This window comes from Paenibacillus sp. AR247 (genome assembly GCF_002968895.1).
GTDB classification, from domain to species: Bacteria; Bacillota; Bacilli; order Paenibacillales; family Paenibacillaceae; genus Paenibacillus_AQ; species Paenibacillus_AQ favisporus.
Window position 1 is genome coordinate 337,882 of sequence record NZ_PCZT01000002.1, and the last position, 5,715, is coordinate 343,596.

General features: G+C 51.8%; 3 protein-coding genes and 3 pseudogenes. 1 reads left to right on the forward strand and 5 read right to left on the reverse strand.

The window, feature by feature from the left end; genetic code table 11:
• Positions 1-199 (forward strand): annotated as a pseudogene (locus tag CPT76_RS36960) (HD family phosphohydrolase); the annotation flags it as partial.
• Between the two features lie 129 nt (positions 200-328).
• Here the strand turns inward: CPT76_RS36960 and sufB are convergent.
• The 5 genes and pseudogenes from sufB to sufC form a co-directional block, all read right to left on the reverse strand.
• Positions 329-1,654: pseudogene (gene sufB, locus CPT76_RS02080) on the reverse strand (Fe-S cluster assembly protein SufB).
• A gap of 21 nt (positions 1,655-1,675) precedes the next feature.
• A pseudogene (gene sufU, locus CPT76_RS02085) lies at positions 1,676-2,108 on the reverse strand (Fe-S cluster assembly sulfur transfer protein SufU).
• Complete coding sequence (locus CPT76_RS02090) at positions 2,108-3,319, reverse strand: cysteine desulfurase (protein WP_076170497.1); 1,212 nt, start codon at positions 3,317-3,319, stop codon at positions 2,108-2,110. The pseudogene sufU and the gene CPT76_RS02090 overlap by 1 nt, the downstream one beginning before the upstream one ends.
• Entirely contained in the window at positions 3,316-4,620 is a 1,305-nt protein-coding gene (gene sufD / locus CPT76_RS02095; protein ID WP_076170498.1) for a Fe-S cluster assembly protein SufD, read from the reverse strand. Before sufD ends, CPT76_RS02090 begins: the two co-directional genes overlap by 4 nt.
• A 25-nt stretch (positions 4,621-4,645) precedes the next feature.
• Positions 4,646-5,428: a Fe-S cluster assembly ATPase SufC gene (gene sufC, locus CPT76_RS02100; protein WP_105441768.1), complete on the reverse strand. Its 783-nt coding sequence runs from the start codon at positions 5,426-5,428 to the stop codon at positions 4,646-4,648.
• Positions 5,429-5,715: the final 287 nt, after the last annotated feature.

The following is a 5,715-nucleotide window of genomic DNA, read 5'->3' on the forward strand; positions in this document are numbered from 1 at the left end:
CCCCCGGGCAACTCAGGCGTTTATCAGCCATATGCTTCCGAACTTTATCGGCAAACGGGTCACCCTGACTTCCGGGGAAACCGGCACCATTATCATGACCAATCCGGCGGATTTCTTCCGTCCGCTTGTGAAGACCGAGGACCGGTTCATCGATCTGTCCTCTGATCGGAATATTGCCATCGATCAAATTTATATGTAACCCGTTCAATGCAAAAGAAGCCCTCAACTGAGGGCTTCTTTTTGAATGTGGCTTTCTTATATCTAATAAAAAAGCGTGCCCGCGAAGCCGCCGTAACGGCTGCGCAGTACACGCTTTGTTTGCTTTCTATTAACCGATGGAGCCTTCCATCTCGAATTTGATCAAGCGGTTCATTTCGACCGCATATTCCATTGGGAGCTCCTTCGTGAACGGCTCGATGAAGCCCATAACGATCATTTGCGTCGCCTCGGCTTCGGTGAGTCCGCGGCTCATCAAGTAGAAGAGCTGATCTTCCGATACCTTGGATACCGTCGCTTCGTGCTCCAGAACGATGTTGTCGTTCTTGATCTCGTTGTACGGAATCGTATCCGAAGTGGACTCGTTATCCAGGATCAGCGTATCGCACTTGATGTTGGCTTTCGCGCCTTCCGCGTTGCGGCCGAAGGAAGCGAGACCGCGGTAGGTGACCTTGCCGCCGTGCTTACTGATCGACTTCGATACGATCGTGGACGTCGTATCCGGAGCCAAGTGGATCATCTTGGCGCCTGCATCCTGATGCTGGCCTTTGCCTGCAACCGCAATGGACAGCACCATGCCTTTCGCGCCGCGTCCTTTCAGCAGCACTGCCGGATATTTCATCGTCAGTTTGGAGCCGATGTTGCCGTCTACCCATTCCATCGTGGCGTTCTCTTCAGCTACCGCCCGTTTGGTAACGAGGTTGTAGATGTTCGGCGCCCAGTTTTGGATCGTCGTGTAACGTACGCGTGCGTTTTTCTTACAGATGATCTCAACAACCGCACTGTGCAGCGAGTTCGTGCTGTAGATTGGAGCGGTACAGCCTTCGACATAATGCACGAAGCTGTCTTCGTCCGCAATGATCAGCGTACGTTCGAATTGGCCCATGTTCTCGGAATTGATCCGAAAGTAAGCCTGCAGCGGAATTTCACATTTAACGCCTTTTGGAACGTAAATGAAGCTTCCGCCGGACCATACCGCACTGTTCAGTGCAGCAAATTTGTTATCGGTAGGAGGAACGACAGTCGCAAAGTGCTCTCTGAAAATTTCAGGATGCTCTTTCAGCGCCGTGTCGGTATCCATGAAGATAACCCCTTGGTCTTCCAGGTCTTTCTGCATGTTGTGATACACAACTTCGGATTCATACTGGGCGGATACACCGGCCAGGAATTTCTGCTCGGCTTCCGGAATACCCAGCTTGTCAAAGGTTTCTTTGATCTCAGCCGGTACTTCTTCCCACGTCTTTCCTTGCTTCTCGGAAGGTCTTACGTAGTACTGGATATCGTTGAAGTCCAGTTCATCCAGGTCGCCGCCCAGCGAGGCATTGGCATTTCNCGAACTGCTCCAATGATTTCAGACGGAATTCAAGCATCCATTCCGGCTCGGTTCGTCGCGGAATCCGTATTTATACTCTTCTATTTCAGGCGCTTTTTTGGCCATGAGTATTCAGCCTCCCTATCGTTAGTGGTTAATGCGTTCCTCGTCAATACCTTTCCGCAGTGCATTCCAAGCGAGCGTTGCGCATTTAATGCGGGCCGGGAACTTGTTAACTCCGGACAGGGCTTCGATATCTTCGTAATCGTCAAAAATGAACGTCCTCACCCTGCATCAGCGACGAAAAGCGTGAAGCCATTTCCTTCGCTTCCTCAAGCGTCTTGCCTTTGACCGCTTCGGTCATCATCGAGGCGGAGGACATGCTGATGGAGCAACCCTCGCCTGTGTATCTGGCATCTTTGACCATGCCGTTATCGACAATAAGCTGAAGCGAAATTTTGTCGCCGCAGGTCGGGTTGTTCAGATCCACCGTCACGGCTTCATTTTCAAATTTGCCCCGATTGCGGGGGTTTTTATAATGATCCATTATGACACGCCGGTACAAGTCGTCAAGTTCCATCATCCAAAATACTCCTTTGTCTGGATTAAGGCGCTGATCAGACGATCTACATCTTGTTCGGTATTGTATAGATAAAAGCTTGCACGGGCGGTGGCACTGGCCTCAAGCCAACGCATGAGAGGCTGACAGCAGTGATGGCCTGCGCGGATCGCAACCCCGCTGGCATCCAGAACCGTAGCCACATCATGCGGATGCACATCTCCCAAATTGAAGGTGACCAAGCCCACTTTACGTACACGCGGACCATAAAGCTTCAGGCCTTCAATTTCCGATAACCGCTCGATCGCATACTTCGCGAGCTTCTGCTCATGCTCCTCGATTTGGTCCATGCCGATTTCCTCGAGAAAATCGATGGCTGCAGCAAGCCCAACCGCTCCGGCGATAATCGGGGTGCCCCCTTCAAACTTCCAGGGCAGCTCCTTCCAGGAAGAATCGTATAGTCCGACATCGTCAATCATTTCACCGCCGAATTCCACCGGTTCCATGGATTCGAGCAGCGCCTTTTTGCCGTACAGTACACCGATGCCGGTAGGACCGCACATCTTGTGGCCGGAGAATGCGTAGAAGTCGCAATCCAGATCCTGAACATCGATCTTCATGTGAGGCGTGCTCTGGGCGCCGTCCACGACCATATACGCGCCGTGGCGATGCGCCAGCTCGGCAACTTCCTTCACCGGGTTAACCACGCCCATGACGTTGGACACATAGCCCATCGCGATGATCTTGGTTTTCTCGGTGACGACTTTCTCGACTTCGGCCAAGGTGACTGAACCGTCTTCTTGTAGTTTAACATATTTCAACGTGGCGCCGGTGGCTTTTGCCACCTGCTGCCAAGGAATTAGATTACTGTGATGTTCCAGCGGGGTCAGGACGATTTCATCGCCTTCCTGGCAAATCGAGCGCCCGAATGAGGAAGCCACCAGGTTCAGGGCTGTCGTCGTTCCCCGCGTAAAAATAATTTCCTTCGTGCTCTTCGCATTAATGAACTTAGCTACCTTCTCGCGCGCGCCTTCATAAGCATCCGTTGCACGGCTTCCAAGCGTATGCACCCCGCGGTGCACGTTGGCGTTGTCATGCTCGTAATAGCGTTTGACAGCCTCGATCACAGCGAGCGGTTTCTGGGAAGTCGCCGCATTATCAAGATATACCAACGGGTGGCCGTTTATTTCCTGATTCAGGATGGGAAACTGCTCGAGAATGTCGCGGTTCATTGTCCCAACTTCCCTTCGATGACCGATTGAAGCTGCGTGCGCAGGCCTTCAAGCGGAATCTGAGATACGACCGGTGCCAGGAATCCATAGATGATCAGGGATTCGGCAACCTCGCGGGAAATCCCGCGGGACATCAGGTAGTAAATTTGTTCAGGGTTGACCTGGCCGACGGATGCAGCATGACCTGCCTTAACGTCGTCCTCGTCGATCAGCAGGATCGGGTTGGCGTCACCGCGTGCTTTCGGACTCAGCATCAGCACTTTCTCCGTTTGCTGTCCGTCAGATTTGGTCGCGCCCTTCTCGATCTTGGTGATGCCGTTGATGATGGCCTGTGCTTCTTCACGCATGACCGCACGGGTAATCATTTGGCTCTCGGAGCTCTTGCCGAAGTGGTTCGCACGAGTCGTGTAGTTCAGCTTCTGAGAACCGGAGCCTACGGCGATGATCTTGGAATCGGACGTCGATCCGTTTCCTTTCAGAATCGAGTAAGTATCGCTGGCGGTATCACCGCTGTTCATTTCGCCGACGATCCATTCCATGGACGCGTCGTTCTCGATCACAGCACGGCGGTAGCTGATGTCCGTCACGTTCGTGCCCATTTGATGAATGGTCGCAAACCGGACCTTCGCTCCCGATTTAGCGAATACCTCAACGGCGCCGTTATGAGTGACCGGTTTACCGGATGTACCCGATACATAGTTATCTACATAGGTTACAGAACTGTTCGTATCGGCAATGACCAGAATATGAGGGGCAAAGGTCGCTTCCTCGTCGTCTGTCAACAGAACGGCCTGCAGCGGTACGGATACCTCCACATTTTTTGGAACATACAGGAACACCCCGCCGTTCCACAATGCGGCATGCAGTGCGGCTACGGAGCTCTCATCCGCTGTAACAGCCGTATGAAGGTGAGCCTTAACGAGATCCTCGTGCTCCTTCACCGCCGTCGCCAGATCGGTGAAAATGACGCCTTGAGCAGCCAGCTCAGGGGACAGCTTCGTATACACGGTTCCGGAATTGCGCTGGATAATCAGGTTGCCCGCTTCCTGGTCCTTGATCAGTTCCCGAATCGATTCAGGAGCTTCAGCCAGGGATGCAATCGGGCTTACCGATTTGAAGCTTCCGTAGTTTTGAATGTCCCAGCGTTCGATTCTCGTTTTTTCGAGTTTCGGCAGCTCGAGGGTTGCCGCGAGTTCCAATGCTTTCAGACGATTTTCCGTGAGCCAGGCCGGCTCGTTGCTGCCCTTCGACAGCGCGCTCAGGCCTTCAGCGTTAACCGGAAGAATGGTTTGTGTTGTCATCTTCGTTCTCCTCCTTCCGTTATCTTTACGCTTCTTGACCTACAGTTTCGTCTTCGATGCCGAGCTCTTCCTTCACCCAATCGTAACCTTCCGCTTCCAGGCGCTCCGCCAGTTCAGGACCACCGGATTTCACGATACGGCCCTGCATCATAACATGTACAAAATCAGGCTTCACATAGTTAAGCAGGCGCTGATAGTGGGTAATAATCAAGAAACCGCGGTCGTCGCTGCGCATCGCGTTTACACCGCTGGCAACAATTTTCAAAGCGTCGATATCCAGACCGGAGTCAATTTCGTCCAGGATGACGATGTTTGGTTCGATCATCATCATTTGCAAAATTTCGTTACGCTTCTTCTCACCGCCGGAGAAGCCTTCGTTCAAATAACGATGGGCAAACTCAGGGTTCATATCGAGTTCTTTCATCTTCGCTTCCATTTGACGGATGAAACGAATCAGCGAAATTTCATTGCCCTCTTCACGGCGTGCATTGATGGCACTGCGAAGGAAGTCGGAATTGGTCACGCCCGTAATTTCGCTCGGGTACTGCATAGCCAGGAACAGGCCGGCCCGCGCACGCTCGTCAACGCCCATTTCCAGAACGTCTTCGCCGTTCAGGGTTACGCTGCCGTCCGTTACTTCGTATTTAGGATGTCCCATCAAAGCGGAAGCAAGTGTACTTTTACCGGTACCGTTAGGTCCCATGATGGCGTGGATTTCTCCGCCCTTCATTTCCAGGTTGATGCCTTTCAGGATTTCCTTGCCCTCGATTGTCGCTTTAAGTCCTTCAATGGTGAAATTAGTAGCCATATTCGTTTTTCCCTCCGTTAAATGTTTTGCCGAAATCAGAAAGTCTATTTCAACAGGGACGCGCTCCCCGATTTCAATCAATCATTATTATCAATTTGTAATGAGTCTAAATTGATTCTCAATGATTATCACAATTTTATAATAAATGGCGAATCATATCAACCGCCCCTCGTAGTAAACCTGGTGTTTCATTACAGAAACAGGCTTCGCCGCGGTTGCAGCCAAGCCTGTTTCCTTACAATATCAAATTTTTCCATGGATGCTGTTCATGACGAACGGTTTCGCGG

What these genes read in the sequence shown, in the direction of transcription:
- CPT76_RS02090 (WP_076170497.1), bottom strand. Translation starts at nt 3,319, where the DNA reads ATGAACCGCGACATTCTCGAGCAGTTTCCCATCCTGAATCAGGAAATA.
- sufD (WP_076170498.1), bottom strand. Translation starts at nt 4,620, where the DNA reads ATGACAACACAAACCATTCTTCCGGTTAACGCTGAAGGCCTGAGCGCG.
- sufC (WP_105441768.1), bottom strand. Translation starts at nt 5,428, where the DNA reads ATGGCTACTAATTTCACCATTGAAGGACTTAAAGCGACAATCGAGGGC.